General features: G+C 43.0%; 14 protein-coding genes. 2 read left to right on the top strand and 12 right to left on the bottom strand.

Going from position 1 to position 20,979, the window contains the following annotated elements:
* Positions 1–65: 65 nt before the first annotated feature.
* The 4 genes from QU597_RS03395 to QU597_RS03380 form a co-directional block, all read right to left on the bottom strand.
* Positions 66–2,480: a DUF2357 domain-containing protein gene (locus tag QU597_RS03395; protein WP_310831372.1), complete on the bottom strand. Its 2,415-nt coding sequence runs from the start codon at positions 2,478–2,480 to the stop codon at positions 66–68.
* Complete coding sequence (locus QU597_RS03390; protein WP_310831371.1) at positions 2,452–4,689, bottom strand: MrcB family domain-containing protein; 2,238 nt, start codon at positions 4,687–4,689, stop codon at positions 2,452–2,454. Before QU597_RS03390 ends, QU597_RS03395 begins: the two co-directional genes overlap by 29 nt.
* A 17-nt stretch (positions 4,690–4,706) precedes the next feature.
* On the bottom strand, positions 4,707–5,402 hold the full coding sequence (locus tag QU597_RS03385) for a nuclease-related domain-containing protein (protein WP_310831370.1): 696 nt from the start codon (positions 5,400–5,402) through the stop codon (positions 4,707–4,709).
* Between the two features lie 145 nt (positions 5,403–5,547).
* Positions 5,548–6,045 carry a hypothetical protein gene (locus tag QU597_RS03380; protein ID WP_310831369.1) on the bottom strand — a complete coding sequence of 166 codons (498 nt, stop codon included), beginning with the start codon at positions 6,043–6,045 and terminating at the stop codon, positions 5,548–5,550.
* A 151-nt stretch (positions 6,046–6,196) separates the two neighbouring features.
* On the opposite strand from QU597_RS03380, the gene QU597_RS03375 reads away from it, so the two are divergent.
* Positions 6,197–6,463 (top strand): helix-turn-helix domain-containing protein, encoded by a 267-nt coding sequence (locus QU597_RS03375; RefSeq protein ID WP_310831368.1) that lies wholly within the window; start codon positions 6,197–6,199, stop codon positions 6,461–6,463.
* Positions 6,464–6,642: 179 nt separating this feature from the next.
* Here QU597_RS03375 and QU597_RS03370 read toward each other — a convergent pair whose 3' ends face one another.
* The 5 genes from QU597_RS03370 to QU597_RS03350 all read right to left on the bottom strand — a co-directional run bounded on the left by QU597_RS03370 (position 6,643) and on the right by QU597_RS03350 (position 14,225).
* Entirely contained in the window at positions 6,643–8,478 is a 1,836-nt protein-coding gene (locus QU597_RS03370; RefSeq protein WP_310831367.1) for a hypothetical protein, read from the bottom strand.
* Positions 8,468–10,429, bottom strand: a complete 1,962-nt coding sequence (locus QU597_RS03365) for an McrB family protein (protein ID WP_310831366.1) — start codon at positions 10,427–10,429, stop codon at positions 8,468–8,470. The genes QU597_RS03370 and QU597_RS03365 overlap by 11 nt, the downstream gene beginning before the upstream one ends.
* Before the next feature lie 3 nt (positions 10,430–10,432).
* Positions 10,433–11,746, bottom strand: coding sequence for a hypothetical protein (locus tag QU597_RS03360; RefSeq protein WP_310831365.1), 1,314 nt, complete (start codon positions 11,744–11,746; stop codon positions 10,433–10,435).
* Between the two features lie 238 nt (positions 11,747–11,984).
* Positions 11,985–13,877, bottom strand: a complete 1,893-nt coding sequence (locus tag QU597_RS03355; protein WP_310831364.1) for a DNA/RNA helicase domain-containing protein — start codon at positions 13,875–13,877, stop codon at positions 11,985–11,987.
* Between the two features lie 18 nt (positions 13,878–13,895).
* Positions 13,896–14,225 carry a MazG-like family protein gene (locus QU597_RS03350; protein WP_310831363.1) on the bottom strand — a complete coding sequence of 110 codons (330 nt, stop codon included), beginning with the start codon at positions 14,223–14,225 and terminating at the stop codon, positions 13,896–13,898.
* Positions 14,226–14,672: 447 nt separating this feature from the next.
* On the opposite strand from QU597_RS03350, the gene QU597_RS03345 reads away from it, so the two are divergent.
* Positions 14,673–18,503, top strand: a complete 3,831-nt coding sequence (locus tag QU597_RS03345; protein WP_310831362.1) for an S-layer homology domain-containing protein — start codon at positions 14,673–14,675, stop codon at positions 18,501–18,503.
* Between the two features lie 74 nt (positions 18,504–18,577).
* Here the strand turns inward: QU597_RS03345 and QU597_RS03340 are convergent, their stop codons facing one another.
* The 3 genes from QU597_RS03340 to QU597_RS03330 form a co-directional block, all read right to left on the bottom strand.
* On the bottom strand, positions 18,578–19,204 hold the full coding sequence (locus tag QU597_RS03340; protein WP_310831361.1) for a type 1 glutamine amidotransferase family protein: 627 nt from the start codon (positions 19,202–19,204) through the stop codon (positions 18,578–18,580).
* Between the two features lie 71 nt (positions 19,205–19,275).
* On the bottom strand, positions 19,276–20,238 hold the full coding sequence (locus QU597_RS03335) for a helix-turn-helix transcriptional regulator (protein ID WP_310831360.1): 963 nt from the start codon (positions 20,236–20,238) through the stop codon (positions 19,276–19,278).
* 46 nt (positions 20,239–20,284) lie between these two features.
* Complete coding sequence (locus QU597_RS03330) at positions 20,285–20,854, bottom strand: SF0329 family protein (protein ID WP_310831359.1); 570 nt, start codon at positions 20,852–20,854, stop codon at positions 20,285–20,287.
* Positions 20,855–20,979 lie beyond the last annotated feature (125 nt).

The following is a 20,979-nucleotide window of genomic DNA, read 5'->3' as shown; positions in this document are numbered from 1 at the left end:
ATGACAATGTTTTACAACTCATAACACAACTATGCTCTCACCTTCTTCATTCTATATATTCCATTCTAAATATTCCGAACCTCCACAACCTTCCCCAGATCCACATACTGCTCATGATCCAGCTTCACCTGCACTCTGCCCTTACGGCGCTTCTCACGCCATTCCCGCAGCGCTTCCTCCGTTTCCAGACGGAGCTCAGCAATCTCCAAGGCCCGGTCAAGGATGTATTTACTGGTATAGAGCACCGTATAGATCCCTTGCCCTCCAAGTGCGATTGGAGCAGCCAGCCGCTTCCATTCCTCAACCGTAAATCGCACATACAGATCTTCTTCCGTACCTGGGCGACAAGGGACTTCCTTAATCTCCTTACGCCGCACTATCTTCCAATCCGCTACCTTCCCTACCCAGTGAATGCCTGTTTCTGCGGGATCCGTAAACTTATTCCTGGACTGGCACATTGCTACGTATTCGAGCTGAGTGAGGATCTTTACATCTGAGAGGTTCTTTAACGGCACATGGTAAAAAGAATGCTTAAGCGCCACTTCCACCTGCCCGGGTCCGCGAACAGAACCGACAAGCACATTTTTACCCGCAAGCTGATTGGCATAGTATTCTTTCGTGCCTCGTGGACGTGTGGAGCGCTCAAAAGCTTTTTCCGGACTATCCTGGATAATCTCATCCAAGAATTGCTCCACCAGGCTTGTGGAATTTGGCAGGAACGGCAAGGCGCCGATATTCAATAGATCGATGCTTTTATAAAAATGGTGTGCCTTGTACCGCTCCTCATCCGGATAGGGGAACAACACGTACGCGCCAAACATACTTCGCTCATATTCTCCCGATCCCTTTTCCTGGTACACAATCGCGTCACGATAGCGATGCATCGTGTTGATATCATCCTCTTCAGGCCCAGGCTGTCCATATTTCTGATGATAGGAAGTGCCCTCATAGGCCGGGTTTAAGCGGTATTTCGCATCAAAAACATACTTATACTCTTTGACTCTGCCAGCATCCTTCTTCTTCAGTGTCAGTACATTATCCGGCCTTTGACTGAGCGTCGGGGTCTTATCCGAGCCGGGAATCGTATTATAGTACAGGATGAACTGCTCCCCATTGACTGGATTCTCGTAGACCATCTTAGCGCTCTGCGAGCGATCCAGCGTAACAAAGATACCGTTCCGGTTCACCTTAATAATATCCTGCTTCACCAGCTTATACTTCTGCCCCAGGAGCTGATTCAGCTTGAGGAAGCACCAATACTCATAGAGCTGAGCAACATCCTTCATCGATAAGCGGAACAGGTCGCCTTGGATAGACAGGCCCTTAAGCAGCATCAGATAACAGCGATAGACCTCGCGGTATCCGGGGGCCATCTGCAGCACAAGCGTAACAGACATCTGCTTCAGCACTCCAGCCTCACGCAAGAAATCCATCTTGAGCACTCGCTCTAGCTGGGTGAGCATGGCGTCTAACCTTTTAATCAGTAATGGATCTGGGGTTCGGCTATTCTGCTTCCAGCGACCCTTGAGTTCTTTCAGCTTCCCATGAATACGTTCTAGCATCCAGCGGATAAACCGGTTCTCATTCGTATCATAGGCGAGCCGTTTACGCGTCTCTATTAAATGTGTGGCTGTGTAATTTCGGCTGCCGATTGTTAAGAATCCATGGTCCGTATCTTCTCTTAAACGTTCGGGATGCTTCGCGAGCTCACGGATATTCTCTCTTCCTGCCTTTTTGACCCGGTTGGCATCCACTAGCCGGCGATCCTGGAGCAGCGCATAATTAGGATTCTTGTTAATCCGCTCGACCGCATCCAAGAGCTGTCTAAAGACATGCTGTAATATGGTGAAGAACTCCGTCAGGCTCTGATGCTGCGTCTCCCGCAGGCCTGTGAGTTGGTAGGTTCGGCGCAGGAAATCGAAGGCCAAATTATAAATCTGCGCGTTCACTTCATTCAGGATATTCTGGTAATCCAGCTTGTAATCCATCTTCGAGGGAAAAATCTCCATCTCTACTCGCAGTACAGTCTGTCCCTTACTTCGGACCTCCCACTCCGTCAACCCAACCTCATTCCCAAAATTCAGAACACCCGCAAGAATCGATTCACCTAGAGGCTTAACCGCCTGCCGCAGCAGCACATTCTCATGATAAAAGGAAAGGCTATCCGCGCTCTTATTCTGGATAACCAGTTCATACGATTGTGTCTCATAAAAGCATGGAAAAACAGACTCCCCCGGCTGCCAGTCCACCATCCCACTGATCTCAGGTGAAAAGACTTTAATTTGCACATTACCTAGCCGTTCGGAGCAATCAAGCCCAAGCTGTGTATTCACCCACTCCTGACTAGAAGAACGATGAAGCTGCAAGGTCTCTACCGTAGGATGATAAGGCCGTCCTTGGAGAAAAAGCGTAAAAAGCTCCGTTTCTACACGGAGCAACTCCACCGTCCCATTAAGAGATCCAGAATGAGGTAAATCCATCTTCCTCCAGCCTCCTGAGCATAAATGCCAATTTACGGGCACTTTGTGGATGTTTGGCCACAGGCGGAGTTTTGCCAGTAGCCCATTTCAAATAGAGAGGAGCAGCGTCCTCCATGAGGTCATCAATATCTACCGTCACGCCAGCTCCATTACCAATAGCACCTTTAATCAAGTTCAACAGGACTCGGCGAACCGAGGAATGGCTCCCTTGGATGCGTGGCAGTATCTTTTGCAGCAGCTGCCAGTCAAAAGCTTCTTCCTCACTCATCAGCTTGTACCGATCGTTATAAATCATATAGAAGCAAATCGCATCCCGCACCCGGAAGCCCACATTAGCATGAATATCCTCAAGCAAGGCGTTGATCTTAACCAATCGCTCAGTCGTCCGGACAACGAGCTCTTTATTGACATCATAAGCATCTACAAGCTGCAAATAATCGGAGCGTAGAAAAAGATGATTCAGCTCCGCAGCATCAGGACCCTCATTAGCCTCTACCTGCTCACTCTGATCTGGATACTGCTGCAGATTGATGTAATTGAACTCCAGGGTGTTGGCGCGGTCGAGCACTTTTTTGCTAAAAGGATGTGTCGTCTCGTCCATATTCACCGTCCCGATCAGGAACACATTCTCCGCGATGCCAAGGCCACCATAGGTTTGTTGGTCCTCAGGCGTATCCAGCAAGGTAGGAGAGATAAGGTCCTGCGTCTGAATCGCCCCCTCCCGCCACTCCTGCGTCTCCAGCACACTAAGCATATCACTGAAATAATGCTCTACCCGGGCCAAATTCATCTCATCCAAGCAGATAAAATAAGGCTTATGCCGATTCTCCGGCTGCCGCGCATCCACTAATACCTTCGTAATGGGACCCGGCTGGAACCTGCCCGACAGATCCTTATACCCCAGCAGATCCGCAGGATCACTCCAATCCGGCCGCACCGGAATCAAGCTAAACTGCCCATTATCCCGCGTCGCCCCCATTGCCTCCGCAAACAGCTTCACCAGCCGCGTTTTCCCCGTGCCTGAGATGCCTGCCAGAATGACAAACGGTTTGGCTTTTAGCGAGAGGTAGAAGTTTTCAATTAGATGCTCAGGGAAAAAGAAGCCTTGGCGGCGGATGTGGGCTTGGATTTGGTGGAGAATGCTTGTTACTTGCTCGTCCTTCAGAGGTTCGGCTGCCTGTGGTAATAATTCCACTTCCTCGTCGTTGGCTTCTTCATCCGTAGAAGACACTGTTTCCACATATAAGCGGTAATCTTCTATCACATTCCCAAGGTCTTGAATAAGCTGCTCATCGTTCGGGACACTTCCTCGCTCATACTTAATATAAGCAACAGTAGATACCTGATAGTCTTGTCCTAGACCACTATTCACCAGACGAATATTCTCATCTTTATTCATATTAGAAAGAGTAAGAAGCTCCCGAATCTCTTGCGTCCGGTTTCGTAAAAAAGCATAGCCTTCTTTACGCCCCTTCTGTTGGATAGGCACAGTCACCCCTTGGTTAAACGTAAGATACACCGCGCTCATATCCTCAGCAAACAGATACACAACATATTCCCCATGCTGGGTCGTTTCTGTTATTCGTTTATCCAGGATAGCCAGCCAAGGAACCGTTGCCCAATTGCCTTGACCAACCGAGCCTTGTACCTTGTATTGCTCATCTATGAAGGGTAATGCTTTTAGTTCAGATGGAAGTGTCCTACGGAACAAAGTACCTAAAGCGTGCTCTGCAAAGGTTTCATTTTTAGCAGTACCATACTCAGCCATAATTCTCTCCAGATAGCTTTGTAAGGAGAATCGCTGCAAGGCTGCGTTGTATGAGTCGAGTTCCTCGTTAGCAATTTGCTCTAGCTGTGAGAGCTCCTCTTCCCCTAGCTGTCTTTGGATCTGGCTATGAAAGCCTATGGTGTTATCTTCTGAATTAACAAACAGAATATGTGAGAGGGCATTAATAGGACTGTTAATGATATCCTTCAGCTGGCTTTTCGGAGCATCCTTCCATAGCTCTCGCCCTGGGGGCTGATCTACCCGGTGTCCTCTTTCTTGTTTAGCTAAGAAATAGTTAAGGAATCGCTCCTTCACTCGGTCATACGAGACACGATCTTGACTAGTGGCTCTTAACTCTTCTATTAAGGATAAGATCAGGACCATTTTATAGGATTTTTGCTTACGCTTGAAAATCTGTGTGATTGCTTCTGGTAATGGCATGGAGTCCTCCAAGGTGGTTAACGATTTTTAGTAGTCGATGTAATTTTCTCTATATGGAGCTTGCGGATCTCTGAGTCTGTAACGTTAGCCTGAATCAGTTGATCATAAATAGATTGAACCTGCACTTGAGAAAATAATTGCTCTGGGCTCTCCGACTTTAATCGGAGCAATTTTCTGGAGATAAATTCACTCAACTCCACATCGTAAATGACAAGCTCGTCGGATTTAATTTGCCGGAGCTCTGGATCTATGCTAAAGCGGCATCTCATCGTAAATGAAATAATCGATACAGATTTCACTTTAGGAATATCCTTTAGAAGGCTCTCAACGGCCTTTATATGGCCATAGTTCTGCTTGAGCGGATTATACATCTTGTAACGGTTGCTCACTGACCATTGTTGATCCGTTCGCCCACCTTTTATTTCTCCATTGTAGTTTTTGGTCTCAATGATGAATAAGCAATACGGGGAAATAACAACATGATCAATCTGAGCGTAGCCTGTTCGAGATTTGGGATTAGGGAGTAACAGATCGCTTAGCGATTTACATTCCTTAGGTAGCTGGTCCAGTTGGATATTGATTTTATGCTCGCCCAGCTCACCAATTCTTGTGGCAGCCACCTTCGGCTTCCCCTTGGCAGTTGGTGCTCTACGCACAGGCTGGGGTGGCTCAGTATCTGACTTCTTGAAGATAGACCATAGCGCTTTAAACATAGTAGAACCTCTCATCGTCTGGATTTACAATATGTATGGTTATTCGACAATATAGGAATGTATCCCTTCCAATCATATACATAAGAAAAAGACTGTCGCCTGGACAGTCCAAATATAAAGTATGTGTATGCTTAGAATTCGCCGTCTAATCCGAGAGAACAGAAGGGGCAGTAAAGGCATTGGCAAGCTGCATACCATCCTTTAATCCTTGGAGATAAAGACGTTCATATAAAACGGAGAGCTTCAGTTGAAGCTTATCCTCCCAGGCTTCAAATTCAGGCATACGTGCAATGTCCATGGAGTCAAAGAGAGCCTGAAATGCCTTATTCTCTTCTTCAAAAACAAGTCTGGGCTCGGATTGGTATTCGATCTGTGCGGTCACTTCATTTAATCTGCCTTGCATCGTTTGTACAAACCATGCCGGAAAGCTCACCACATCTCCTCCATCAAAGAAGTTTAAACGACAAACCTCTGATTGCCTGTCCTTTTCTTGATACATCTGAATAATAAGTTCATCTACCTTACGACTCTGAGACTGAACCGCTTCATTCCCGCTGAGCGGAACTCCCTCCTCAAGCGATCTTTGTCCAAGGTCATTCAGCTTGCGCTTTTCCTCCTCATATTTCTGACTCAAATGCTGCATTACAACCCCTCCCTCCTGGAAAAGCTATATCTGTAGACGATGTACAGAAATTTTAATGCGGTTATCGGTTTATTTTATTTTAATTCGATATTCGCATTAAAACAACAGTTACCTCGCATACAATTTGGTTAAATTGTGAGGTGACCCGGAAATGAAGCATCGCAAAGAACCCCCAGGTGACAAAAACATCATCGGGACCCGTGTTGTAGCTATTCGAAAAGCTAAGCGAATGAAGCAAAAGGATTTCCTTGCCAGGTTGCAAACCTTCGGGTTAGATATTAGCCCGACTAGTTTGTCTCGTTTAGAAGGTCAGTATAGGCTTGTGCAGGATTATGAGGTGGTTGCTATAGCGAAGGCGCTGGAGGTTTCTGTTGGGGAGTTGTTGGGGGAAACTAAGTGTATGAATGACTTTGAGTAAGTACGACGCTGGAAGTATTTTAAATCAACATATATATAGGAATATTATATTGCTCCTTAATATTTGTTTTTATAAAGACAACACCAAAAGCCCGAGGAGCTACTAACTCGACTCACTCGGCTAATGGTTTGCTTAGGTACTTCTATTTTCATACTGACATACGGTAGTAAAAGATAAAGTTAGTTGACAATATTTATTTCTTCACCCACCGACTCTTCAAACCAAGCACTAAGTTCTCGATATAACTCTTCCGAACCAATTATGTTGCCATTTTCAATATCGGGGAACAATTGAATATATATAAGTGGTTGCTCATCTTGAAATACATTTGCATCATCATCCTTACTATATAAACAGATAACTCGATGAACTACGGTACTCCGTTTGTTTCTAGGAGTTGTGTTTTGACCAGCAAAAAAAATATTTAAATATTTTGAGAGCTGTGTAAAAACCTCATTTGTGTAAGCTTCATTATAAAGTGATCTATATTTACGATGCTTGGCATCCATAGCTACGCAAGACAATAGTATAGGTACATCGCTTTTTCTATAAAGATCAAGGCGGATGTCCGGTTGGATTATTTGTCGAGAGAAAAATTGATCCTTAGTGCGTAAGGCATCCTCTCTAAGATCCACAACTCTGTCATACCAAGCATGAATAATATATTTATCATTTTCCAGTGTCAAACAGGTACCAGAACGAAGATCTCTTAATTGATCCAAAGGAACTTGTAAGGAGACCTGAAATCCCATCCTTTTAACAAGTTCTACAACTTGAAAGTACACAAACTGTTCATACACTTTCCAAGTTGGTTTAAGCACGCGTACAATATGCTTGGCCGATTCTTGCCCAAGTAACACTCTGCGCCCCTCTTCAACCCATTGGCTGATATCGCGGTAATGTTTCTCCTTTAACTGTGGCTTTTGTTGTCCATCTTGTATATTTTTCAAATCTGTAGAAGCTAAGATATAAATTATGCGACCAATCATATGTTGGACAACATCATGCCACCTAGATAGCACCCCTACCTCTCGCTGTGTCCTGGAAATTTCATCAGCTAATCGATATATTCGCCTGCTCATCGCACTACGCGCTTCATAAGAAATATCACGTGCATTAAAATATCGCTGTTTGTGCATTTCGCTGGCTCGTTTATCCTCTTCCTTTTTAGCCATAGTAGTTAAAGCCTGTGTCAAGTCCACTTCTATAGCGCCACTAACATTCAATAGTTCGCTTTTCCAAGTAAGCAACACATGCTTTATCCAACGATTGGCAGGCAAATCTATGATTAAACGTTTACGCTTGTTGAAATTTGTTGTATTACCTTTTACCTGATTCATCCGCAAACTTTTTTGATCTTGCTTACCTTGAAATGCCTCTGCTTTGTAGATTGTTTCAATAGTTGAAAGCAGATTTCTCTCTATCTGCATCAAACTGGAAGACAAGAAATCCTTATCGTTAATTAGCCGCAATACATAATCATAGTAGGACTTCATTTTTAATATTTCGTGTTCTTGACTAGTGGAAGTTTGTGTGAATATCAGATCGTAAATCATGCCATCAATCTCTTGCTCTAGCAAGTGATGCATATGCTGCACCTGTTCTTGTGACAAGTGAATCGGAGAAACCATAAGACCAGCACTATACACTTCTTGACCAACGTGTACCTCTAAAAAGTATACGCCTAAACGCCAAGGAAATTCATCTCCCGTATGAGGCATGAATAAATATTCGTTATGATCTCTAGTTGTTTCAGCAACAGTTAATCTTTTTTGTTTACCGAACTCATCATATGTGCTTGATTCTATTATTACCTTGGTATCTTTTGGTAGTTCTTCATTTTTGGCATACAACCGAATGCCCAACGGGATGTTTTCTTTTACAGATATAAAATAAGATACTGAAGCGGGTGTATGTTGAGAACTCCAAAAATACTGAGCTTGCTGAGTATGTCTTGAAGTAGAATTTGTAAAAAACTCCAAAACAAAAGGTAGGTCGGTGGCATTATATTGCATAGCCGTTCCTTGTCAGCTCCTTAGCTTTCTGCTTTAAAAAGGCAAGGGAGAATTTAAACTTATCTTCCCCTTCTCCCTCTTCCATTAAAAGACGACCAATATAACCCATGTGATAACGATTTTCAGCGTCACAATAGCCGATTAAATCCTGTATTTGTTCTCGATGACCCCGGATTTTAGTCAGAATCCGCTGCTTTACTTGATAATCAAACGCAGTATGTCGAGTAATCAATGCATTACCGTCTGCATCAGTGGGTGTATTGGCTAAATATTTCTCAATGCCTTTATATATACGAAAACTTACTCCTAATTGCGAATCGTATTCTCTCATAAGATCATGTAAACGATCCAATAATAAGATCTCGTGTTCCTCCATGGCAACATTTACTTTGATCCATTCCTGATTATAGATTTTACGATTAACTCCCCCTGACATATTAGTGGCTTCAACGTTTTCTTCCTTGGGAACTGATGCTTCCCCAAAAGTCAGCTTTTCTAAAAAAATTACATTCGTACGATCTAGCATGCGGTTAGAAAAGTCCTTGGTAGTTTCATCGAAGTTAGCGGTTCCCACAAACAGAACATTATCACGAACAGGAATACATCCTTTAGCAAAAGATTTATTGTAGCAAATAGATCCTTGGCTGTAGACACGCAATTCCCGCTGATCCTTTGGTAACTCCAATAGCGAAATAAAGGGTGCAAAATAATGTTCAACTTGTCCTAAGTTCATTTCATCGAATAAAACCATGAAAAGCTCGTCTGGATACTGACTAGCTCGCTCCAGAAAGGATGTCAGTCCAGTTTCACTTTCCATAAATAGTCCTAGTTGAGGATTTAGATAACCCAAAATATCTGCCGGTTCAGTATATGATGGAGAGATGGGAACATATAGAAGATTTTCATCTTTTTTCAGCTTCAATGCATCAGCATATAATAGCGCAAGCCGAGTTTTCCCTGTGCCGCTCATTCCGCCAATTACAGCTATTCCACCTGTCTTTAACGAGGTATGGAAATTAATAAGATCTTCTTCGGGATAGACTAACTCGGCATCTTGCGCTAATTGTTTTAATCGTGTGATAAACTCCATTTCAGTTAAGTTAATAGGCATTTCAAATGAGGCTTTTTGCTTTTTATCTTCTTTTTTAATCTGTTCCTGCTGGAACAACGATACACCTCGTTTTTCAAATAAGTCTCTCAATTCAATAGAGTAATTATCCGTTATAAAGCCCAGTTCCCTGTATGCACATCTCAATTTTCCCCAAAAATCTTCCAAATCAGTCAAAGCAAGTTTTTTAATACCTTTTGGCTGTAGGGCATAATAAGTTGTCACATTGACTTCGCTGCCCTTTAAACTATCAGGATCTGATATATGATACAAGTATCCATCACATAAGATAAACTCCGGTGTCTCCAAAAGACTAGGATAATCGGGAAGAGTAATTGGAGCTCCTTCTAACAAAGCTTTCTCAAAACGAACCGCAGGTACTCCTTTTTTCACTTGTGGGATCGGGAGATAATAATTTGATTCCTGCTTATCTTCAGAAACCATAACAATATCAAAATTATAGTGAAAGGGATGATTTGGATTATCATGGCGGTGGTTAAGTTTTGGCTTTATAAGAATTAGCTTCCCTTCCAGATGTTCTCTTAGAAATGAAACTTTATCCTGCTGTTCATAATATTTAATAGTTTGTAAGTAACGTCCATTCCGATCATCAAAAGAGACATAACACTCTTTTTGATGTTTACCAATTATATCTTTAATAGGCCTTGGTTCCTCGTTTAACGATTGTAAGTAAAACACTATATCATTTTCATTACGTTGGCTGCGTGTTACACTCTTTCGCTCAATGCCTAGACCGGGTATATATTGAGGTTCACTATCATCTGCTAACCTCGCAAGAATGTAACAACTGCTTAATTCTCGCATTACCTTCGGATTAATCATCCCTTACTCCTCCGTCTCACTGTCTTTGTATAATGTTGCGTATCCTAAAATGAGTCCAATATCATCGGTGAATTCTTCGTAAGAAATCTCATGATTAGTAAAAAATCGCCTTAACTCCATCCATTCTTTTGTATTTGTAAAATGATTACGATCCACAAACCATATTTTATTCTTCATTTCATCTGGTTGTTTAATTTGTTGCAGCAAGTAGGATTTCGAAAAAATCATGCCTTTAAATAATCGTTGCAGTCTTAAATCTGGATATTCCGTAATTATTCTCGCTTGACTAGTTCGTGGTAAAAAGGTTTCCCAAAATTCTTGATACTCCGCTAACTCAAAGACCTGATGGGTAAGTTTGGTGACTTTATAACTTAAACTTTGTATTGTTATAAGGTTTTCTGCAGTATTCTCTTCTGCCTTATTTAAAAGCCTTTTCAAATTTTCAATAGTTAAATGCGCATTAGCCTTATCCTTTTCAATTTCTCGTACCATCTGCTCAATGAAGCTAACCCTATCCTGAGTATCTGCGTTCCTCTTCTCTTCCTCATAAAGTAGCATCTTAAGCTCTTCGACCTTTTCTGACGTCGCCACTGTTTCTTGTTGAACAACGAGATAGACCTGCATATAATAGGCGTAGACACTATAAGCCAGATCTGGATATGTCGGAAGCAAAGCCAACTGTCCTAAAAACTTCTCCTCACCTTGTAGTTTATTTACAAACAAGATTTTTAAAGTCGTATCGTTCTTCTCCTTTAAAGCCTCTATTATTGAATCGTATTTGCTCTTAAGTCCAGCTTGTATCACGTAAGCTTCATATTGCTCTAATGTAGGCAATGGGGCCTGGTTATTCAACAAATTAAGCAGTTTCTTCTCGTCAGCTGCATAAACACCTAATAAGAGATCGGTTTTACTTCGGGCATTTTTTACTAACACATCATAATAAGTTATATACGTTTCATGAAACTGATCATATAATAATGACAATTTTTGATAGGGCCGCAACTTATCATCAGACAAGAGAGCTATCATAAACATATCAAAGTCATCTGTCGCTAACTCATTGCGTTCTTTCCTAGCGTCAGCAGACAGCTCTTCAAAAAAAATATCAATCGGAATTATATTGGGGTCTTTTTTCATCCGCCCTTTCTTCCCAATACCACTTCGAAGTGCAGATCTTACAAGACTTCGGATCTGTTCGACCGGTCTACTAGCAAGACTACTTATTCGAAATCCATCTATTGACAGATTTAAAACCTTACAAATATGTACTAAATCACTCTTTACCAGGATATCTGGAAGCCACTCGCTTTCATGCATGTTCTTACCTCCTTATTTTAAGTTTACCAACATCGATTGAACTAGACAATAATATAAAATCCTGCGATTATAACATTTCTTTAGTAAGAATGGCCTAACTTACTACCCAATGAGGACGATCTATAATCCTCATTAATTATGTTCTTATCACATAAAAAAGAGAATCAGCTTGCTGGAGTCAAGTTTCCCCGCATTCATCCGATCCTCATTTTATTCAGATCACTGATATCAATTAGTCCTACCCCGAAATCACCGCCGAACCTTGTACAGCCAATCGCCTTTGCAAGTACGCCTTTAAATGAGGATCGACACAGTAGATATAGCATCCCTTCGTTCCCCGGGTCATTAACGTCCTGTAGGTGTTTCGGATAATTTGATCGGCCATTCGGAGCGCCTCGTCCTTATCTTTCTTATACAAGGTCTTGAAGCCAGAAAGAGACTTATCCGTTTTCGCACGTTTGAACGGATCGGTGACGATACGGTTATTTTCAAAACGCATATCTTCGCCAATGATAACTCCGACATAGTCAAATTCAAGTCCCTGTGAGGTATGTATGCAGCCCACTTGTTCGATGGATTCAGGGTCGATCGCCCAGGTCGTCGTATTGCTAAGGTTCCAGCTCATGAAAAATTGATAGCGATCTAATTGAATGTCATGGACGCCAGGATTGTTCTTTCCATCACTCTTCCAATCCCAGCAGTATCCGGCAAGCATTCGGGCCTTGTTATTGATCTGATTCTTGCTGAAGATTTCGTCCCGTAATTCTTTCGGGTCATCATAGAGCCGAATTTCATAGTCGAAATCGAAACCATCCGCGTTGGCCGTTTCACGGATATCGAGTACATCATCGAGCCATGCCAAATATCCATCTGATCCATTGCACCTGAATTGAGAAGCCAATGTTAACTCGGTAATATCAGCATCCATTTGCTTCGCATACCGTCTAATCTGCTCTTTGCTGCCAACATCGTGCATCGCGATCTTCTGATATTCATCGATAAAAAATACAGAAAACCGGGCAGCGCGGATAATCTCCATGGTTTGATTAATCCCTTTATTCTTGAACAGACCCGACTTTTCATTTAAGCGATGCGCCTCGTCAACAATCAAGCAATCGAATTCATTGGGCAATGCTTCATAGTAAACGCCTGATCCCTTAAACAAGTTATCAATGAACGATTTCTTCAGGTTTTGCTGCAGCTTCTTCATGTACACGGCACGAGGTGCGCTATTCTTGGTTACATATTGGCAGACTAGTTCTCGCGCAGTAAGTTCTACCAAAAGATTAATTCCGAGGACCGACTTACCGGTCCCTGGACCCCCTTCAACAATCAAAACCTGTTTCTTTCCTGACTGGGCTTGCTTCGCCAATCTTAACGCTTCCTCATATACGACCTTCTGATCATCAATCATGATGAATTCCTGATTTCCCTGTAGCATGCTGACGAGTGAGTCCTGAAGCGATTTAGAGGGCTTGATTTTGCCATGCTCAATGAGGTAAAGTGATTTGCTTCTATCAGTTTTTTTAATGAAGGTCGAAATAAATCCTCTTAGCTTTAGAGCATCTCCCTTGGAGAAGATCGGAGCTTCCTCAATATATTGATCATAGACTGGGTGCAGTAGAGGGTCGTTATCGGTCTGTATATAGTTATGTAGGTAAGCACAAGGATAAAGTTGGACCTCTTCGTTCTGTACGGTCTCGTTATATTCGCTAATCAATTTGGCATAAGACCATGCCTGATAAGAAGGATGCTGCGTTTTAGTCTTTGTCCGATTAAAATGGGTTTTGACAAGGCCATCCGCATCTTCAACCGTTTCAACACTTGTCCATTGCTTTAGCTCAATAATGACAACGGAGTATTCATCCTCCTCATTCAAGCCTGTAATCATGAAGTCGACTCTTCTCGAGGTCGCTGGAATTTTATACTCGATTGCGATTCCTACGTCATCCGGAATGGTCGATGTGTTCAATACTTTATAAAGGTAGTTCATGGAATTGTTCCATGCATTAATCTCACCCATGGAAACTCTGCCGACTTTTTGCACGTACTGATTATGAATCTTTACCGCAATGGTGTCCTCGGTCACATCATTCATAAATTGCTGCTTGGTCGATTCATAAATAATCATGGTGTTCTCCCCTATTCGTTACTGCCGCGTACTTTTTTGCGAACTTCCCTTGGAGCTGGATATCGGATATTTCTCTGCATTTTTGTTTATTTTCTGAAGGATGGCATCCTTTACGTCGATCTTCAAATCATGAGCGAGTGTTAGCGTGTAGATGAGAATATCGGCGATTTCGTCCTGCATGTCTGAATAATGTTGCTCTATAGCTTGCTGGCTGTTCTTCCATTGGAAGAGCTCCAGCAATTCGCTAGACTCTAACGAGATAGAGAGAGCCAGATCTTTAGGATCATGGAATTGCTTCCAATCTCTTTCGTCCCGGAATTGAATAATTTTTTCAATTAATTCGTTCATTTGTACCCCCGTCATGTTGATTCAAATTTCAATCTCTAACACGTGCTCTGCACAAAATAATGATAGCCCAATACTCAATGTAAATCCATAAAATTCCTATAGTTCCTCTACGGCGGGAAACACTGTTCAGCTATAGCGGACAGCTTGCGCCTTACCCCAATACAAAAAAAGACCCCGCCTTTGCTGAGTCCTCATCCAACCATTTATATCTCCGTATCTCCACCTGTAATCATAGAATAATTTATTGATTAGCTTCCATTCCCCTGTCGTAAACAGTTGTGGATTGTCAACAGTTTACAAGGCATCACTTCGTGTATACAAAAAAGGTGGTGTTGTCTATAACAAAGATCATATCAGTTGACTATTTCTTTTCAAAATATAGTAGAATATACATGTTACGAGCGGAGATAAAACAAGCGATTAAGTTCACTAATTGTCGCAGGAGTGATGCTAGGGCAAAAAGCGATAGAGATAGACATCCATCTGATTAATTACTTAAAATTTAAGGAGAAATTTATGAAGAAAAATTTAAAATCAAAATCATTATCCCTCCTATCTACGGTTGCTGTACTCAGCACCCTAGTACCACAAGCACATGCAGCGGAATCATTGACCGATATCTCAAACAGCTATGCCAAAGATGCCATTCTTGAGCTAGTCGAAAAAGGAATTATCAATGGTACAGGTAACGGTAAATTCAATCCGACAGGCAATATCCAACGACAAGATTTTGCTATCATACTGGCAAAGACTCTCAATCTGGATCTAAGTAATCCTCCAAAGTCACCTTCCTTCACAGACGTCCCGGCAAGCAGTTATGCCTTTTCAGCTGTAGAAGCTGCTGTTAAAGCAGGCCTGTTTAAAGGTATGGGAAATAGAATATTTGGTATCAATCAAAGCCTCAGCCGTGAACAAATGGCTGTGATTTTTGTGAACGCTCTAGGTATTGATAGTGCCGGAAAAGGAAATGATTTGAAATTTTCTGATGCTGATTCCATTGCCAGTTGGGCTAAGGATGCCGTTGGAGCTGCCGTTGAATTAGGACTCATGCAGGGAAACCCCGATGGCACCTTCAACCCGGTTAATATAGCAAGCCGTCAGGATGTAGCTATTGTCGCTTCTAAGTTTTTAACAGAAAAGACTAAGATTGATGAACAAAAGCCCACGCCACCTGTATCACCAACACCAACACCAACACCAACACCTACACCTACACCAACACCAACACCAACACCTACATCTTCACCTACATCTACATCTACACCTACATATACACCTACACAACCCACAGAAGTTCCTCAAAATACAATAGATCAAGCAGCAGCCAACCAGGTAAAAGGCCAAATTGCTGCCTTGCCTGCAAAAGCAGAAATCACCCTGGCCAACAAAACAGCTGTAGTTAAAGCACGTACTGATTTTGATGCTTTAACACCAGCCCAGAAAACCCTGGTAGGAGACATTTCCAGATTAACGGATGCAGAGGCAGCGATTGTTGCGTTGGAAACTCAAGCGGCACTAGACCTTGAAGCAGCCAACCAGGTGAAAGGCCAAATTGCTGCCTTGCCTGCAAAAGCAGAAATCACCCTGGCTAACAAAACAGCTGTAGTGAAAGCACGTACTGATTTTGATGCTTTAACACCCGCCCAGAAAACTCTGGTAGGAGATATTTCCAGATTAACGGATGCAGAGGCAGCTATTGTTGCGCTGGAAACTCAAGCGGCACTAGACCTTGCAGCAGCCAACCAGGTGAAAGGCCAAATTGCTGCCTTGCCAGCAAAAGCAGAAATAACCCTGGCCAGCAAAACAGCTGTAGTTAAAGCACGTACTGATTTTGATGCTTTAACACCCGCCCAGAAAACCCTGGTAGGAGATATTTCCAGACTGACGGATGCAGAGGCAGCTATTGTTGCGCTGGAAACTCAAGCGGCACTAGACCTTGCAGCAGCCAACCAGGTGAAAAGCCAAATTGCCGCCTTGCCTGCAAAAGCAGAAATCACCCTGGCCAACAAAACAGCTGTCGTTAAAGCACGTACTGATTTTGAGGCTTTAACACCCGCCCAGAAAACCCTGGTAGGGGATATTTCCAGACTGACAGATGCAGAGTCGGCTATTGTTGCGCTGGAAACTCAAGCCGCACTAGACCTTGAAGCAGCCAACCAGGTGAAAGGCCTAATTACTGCCTTGCCTGCTAAAGCAGAAATCACCCTGACCAACAAAACTGCTGTAGTGAAAGCACGTACTGATTTTGAGGCTTTAACACCCGCCCAGAAAATTCTGGTAGGAGATATCTCCAGATTAACGGATGCAGAAGCAGCTATTGTTGCGCTGGAGACTCAAGCGTCACTAGACCTTGCAACAGCCAACCAGGTGAAAGGCCAAATTGCCGCCTTGCCTGCAAAAGCAGATATCACCCTGGACAACAAAACAGCTGTAGTGAAAGCACGTACGGATTTTGATGCTTTAACACCAGCTCAGAAAATTCTGGTAGGAGATATATCCAGATTAACGGATGCAGAGTCGGCTATTCTTGCGCTGGAAACTCAAGCGGCACTAGACCTTGAAGCAGCCAACCAGGTGAAAGACCTAATTGCTGCCTTACCTGCAAAAGCAGAAATCACCCTGGCCAACAAAACCGCTGTAGTTAAAGCACGCACTGATTTTGACGCTTTAACACCCGCCCAGAAAATTCTGGTAGGGGATATTTCCAGACTGACAGATGCAGAGTCGGCTATTGTTGCGCTGGAAACTCAAGCGGCACTAGACCTTGAAGCAGCCAACCAGGTGAAAAGCCAAATCGCCGCCTTGCCTGCAAAAGCAGAAATCACCCTGGATAACAAAACAGCTGTAGTGAAAGCACGTACTGATTTTGATGCTTTAACTCCAGCCCAGAAAACTCTGGTAGGAGATATTTCCAGATTAACAGATGCAGAGGCAGCTATTGTTGCGCTGGAAACTCAAGCGGCACTAGACCTTGAAGCAGCCAACCAGGTAAAAGACCAAATTGCTGCCCTGCCTGCAAAAGCAGAAATCACCCTGGCCCATAAAACTGCTGTAGTTAAAGCACGTACTGATTTTGATGCGTTAACAGCAGCCCAGAAAACTCTGGTAGGGGATATTTCCAGATTAACAGATGCAGAGGCAGCTATTGTTGCGCTGGAAACTCAAGCGGCACTAGACCTTGCAGCAGCCAACCAGGTGAAAAGCCAAATTGCCGCCTTGCCTGCAAAAGCAGAAATTACCCTGGCCAACAAAACCGCTGTAGTTAAGGCACGTATGGATTTTAATCACTTAACACCACCACAGAAGACGCTGGTAGGGGATATTTCCAGATTAACGGATGCAGAGGCAGCGATTATTGGGCTGGAATTAGTAGCAACAGCCAAAGGAAATTTAAAGGTAATATACAATGGAACCGATGACCAAGTCACATTGCCAAGCATTCAAGATGGCGCCGCTGTTACCTGGGCATTAAAAGATTCTATGCAATCTTCAATTGTAGATATTTCGACGGGGAATATTACTCGTGCAGCGTTAACAGCTGATACTGACGTAGTGCTCATAGCGACAATTACCTCAGCAACCATTTCTGATACAAAAGAAATTACCATCCATGTTCAAGCCGAGAATAATGAACCACAGACTATTACAAGTAAAGCTATAACAAATTTCGACTTCTCAGTCACCTATGCTACTCAAGCTAGGAAAGAAAGCAAAAAGATAACCTCAACAGATTTCCAAAGTAATCCGAAACATTTCACTATTAGTGATGGAACCATTACAATACCCGTTGACCTAACCTGGAATATTCCGTTGAATGGATTTACTTCAGGACAGGTAGTAGGCTCAGCGATAGATAGTTTTATCCAAGACTACTGTAATGCACATGGAATAGACTTAGGGAAACGGACATTGGCTGGAATGGGATTTAATGACACATTCTTTATATCCACTTTTAAGACTGGATCAGATGCTTCTGTTACATTAGGTGGGAATGACTGGTCATTTTTCTTTGATAGTAACTATTACACCGGCACAGACGAAGATCATACCAAGAACCGTACGTTTACAGTTAATGATGGCACAAACACAGCAACTATTTTGTTAGAATGGGAATATTACGATATGGAAGACTTGGTTAATGATCTAAATTATCAACTAGCTTCAGTGTCTGCGACAGCAATAAAAGTAAATGAGACACAATTCAAAATTGTCGCAAACTCTGCAGCGATAAATTTAACCATTGCCGGAACAGATAAAAGTCAGTTCTTCGAAAATTAGAGGTCACGCAATTATTGTACGGCGCAGATTTAAGTTCTGCGCCTTTTTATCATTTGGCGATATCATTTAACCCTTCATTGGATGGAATTCATCAACTCATAGAAATATTTAGGTTCATGACTCTTATTAAGACTATACCAGGCATCTAATGTTTGTGAAGAAAACACCCCCATAGCTTTCAAGACTTGAACAGAAAATTCTAGCGGAGCTATTCCAGATGCTGTGATCAGTGTTCCATCAGTTACAGCAGACTCCATTTTGAAATACGTTTCGCCTGTATAAGCGGGACAGATCATTTTAAGGTATTCCAGATCATTGCTTGTATGCGGACGTGAATTCAGCAATCCTGCCTGGGCAAGTCCCATTGTAGCACCACAAATCGCTGCAACCAATGTACCTTCCTGTAAGCACCTCTCTACGATTGTTAAAATGGGCTCATGAATGGTTTCTGTCCATGTCTCTCCACCGGGTAAAATCAATGTATCTGTGCTTTCAATGCTGCACTCATCCAGTTTGATGTCAGGCAGTATTGTTAGTCCACCCATTGTAGTTACAGGTGTTTTATCAATTCCCACGGTAACTATTTTTGATGGGGCCAGCCCTTTTTTATAATATCTTCCCGTGTTCAGTTCGGCTGTTAAGTAACCTATTTCCCAGTCTGCCATTGTGTCAAAGACATACAGATATACCGTATTATTCATTGATAACTCCTCCTTCAGTGATTACCACCATAATAAAACAGCTCCACTGACATCCGCTGTCAGTGAAGCTGTTAAAGCTGATAATATTTCATTAACTCCGACGTAGTAGCAACGAGCCTTTCTTTTAAACTCTGCGGCTCTATTACGCGAATCGATTTCCCATAGGGTAGAAGAAAATTAGGGACATACCTGTGAATGGACTCCTTCTCAAGTAAAAAGATGGCCTGACCAGCTGTCCGCTCTTTCAGATGATGCCCCAGAAACCAGTGCATACACAGGTCGTCCAAAGCATCCGCCGTGCCTTCTATCCTTAAAGAAATTATTCCTTGCTCACCTGCTACATCAGGCAGCAGATTCTGCAGGAAGCATTCACGGGCCGAAAAAGCTTCGGAACGCTTAAACGTCAGCGGCGTACGCTTGATTGTCAGAATCCGGTCTGCCCGAAAGCTGCGAATCTCATTTCTCAAGTGGCAAAATGCAACTGTGTACCATCTGTTATTCCAGTAGACCATTCCATACGGGTCAATTACCCTGCTTTTGGGATGTTCTTCACGGCTTGTGCGGTACTCCATTTCTACAGAGTATTCATTGGCTACGGCTTGTTCCAATTCCTCAAGCACCGGCTGGATAGAAGAAGGCCCCATACGGTTTATGACCTCAAAGCCGGCTAAATGGCGGCTAAGGATATTTTCCTGCTCCTGATTCGAATACATTTTTAATTTTGATACCGCATTGTCCAATGCCTCACTCATAGGGGATCCGGCCTCTTTGGCAAAAAGAGCAGCATGAAGGAGCGCTTTCTTTTCTTCCATATCAAATAGTAGAGGTGCTCTGATCATATTACTGAGCAAGCTATACCCGCCGTTATGACCAGAATCGGAGATGATAGGCACTCCACTGGCACATAGTGCATCGATATACCGGTACACTGTCCGTATATTAATTTCGAGCTTCTCAGCGATCTGCTTCGCAGTTATTTTCACGCCGGAGTTCAGCATCCATAGGATGGCCAGCATATTATCTTTTTTCGGCATCACATAAGCCCTCATTTGTTATGAAATCTGCTAGAAATAGTTTACCTCACAACGTCCCCCGCCGCAGTTCATAAAAATACCGCACAACCGGATGCTTCAGCTCCATCTTCTGAGCCATGCTCAAAATCCGTTTTTTCCCCACTCGTTTGTCCACCAAAGCCAGAACATTCATCAAAATATCATCGCTCTCTAGGCTTTCCTCTATAGGTGTAGTCAGAAACTTGTTAGCTTGGGCGTTAAAATTCGATTTGCTTAATGCAGCCTGGGCTGACATAAGATCTTTGGCATGCTCTGTGCTTTTGTGGCTTCTAGCCATTACGATAAGCCGATCCTCCGGCACCGGCCCCTTGGTACCTGCTCTGACTGCTTCAATGTCGTCATTGGTGATGAGAATTTGAATGTCTGGATCATTCTTGATTTGGAGCTCGGTCTGATACCATCTGATAGGGTTCGTTTTATCACTCATGTTGAGTATGTTCTTTTTATCTACCGAGATATAACAAATCCCTGATTTATCAGGCAGATAACGGTAACCCGGTGCGCGGTATTCTACCCTTCCATGTAACGCAGGACTGAGAAAGCCCTCCAGTTGTTGCTTTAGTTTACTCCAGGACATGTAATCCCCCTTTATATAAAATAGCGGACAGGCTTGCTTTCGGCCCCCCCAACGCTAACGCACAAAAAAAAGCGATGGACACCTTCCACCGCCGTCTGATCTTCTCTCTACTTTAATTATACTGC

This window comes from Paenibacillus pedocola (assembly GCF_031599675.1).
Lineage (GTDB): Bacteria > Bacillota > Bacilli > Paenibacillales > Paenibacillaceae > Paenibacillus_AQ > Paenibacillus_AQ pedocola.
Note: the sequence above shows the minus strand (reverse complement) of the source record. Positions and strands in the feature narration are given on the sequence as shown.